Annotated in this window: 1 protein-coding gene; it reads right to left on the bottom strand. The window is 71.3% G+C overall.

Annotation, left to right across the window (positions count from 1 at the left end; genetic code table 11):
• Positions 1–16 precede the first annotated feature (16 nt).
• A partial coding sequence (locus SB816_RS33050) for a TatD family hydrolase (RefSeq protein WP_410548385.1) occupies positions 17–258 on the bottom strand: 242 nt, incomplete at its 5' end.

Raw genomic sequence — 258 nt, 5'->3', positions numbered from 1 at the left:
CACCACGTGACGACGATTATGCGGACGAAAGTGCGAGGCGCGGCAGCGCGGCGAGCGCGTTGGCCGTTGTGGATAGGGACAGCGCGTGGGGGTCGAGGCCGCGCAGTTCGGCGAGCACGGCGCCGATGCGCGGCACCTGGTCGGGCGTATTGCGCGACTTGTACGCCCATTCGGGCGCGATGTCGGGCGCGTCGGTCTCGACGACGATCGCATCGAGCGGCAGCTGCGCCGCGAGCCGGCGGATCTGCAACGCGCGCC

The sequence above is a fragment of the Achromobacter sp. SIMBA_011 genome (assembly GCF_046535435.1).
Lineage (GTDB): Bacteria > Pseudomonadota > Gammaproteobacteria > Burkholderiales > Burkholderiaceae_B > Achromobacter > Achromobacter dolens.
Note: the sequence above shows the minus strand (reverse complement) of the source record. Positions and strands in the feature narration are given on the sequence as shown.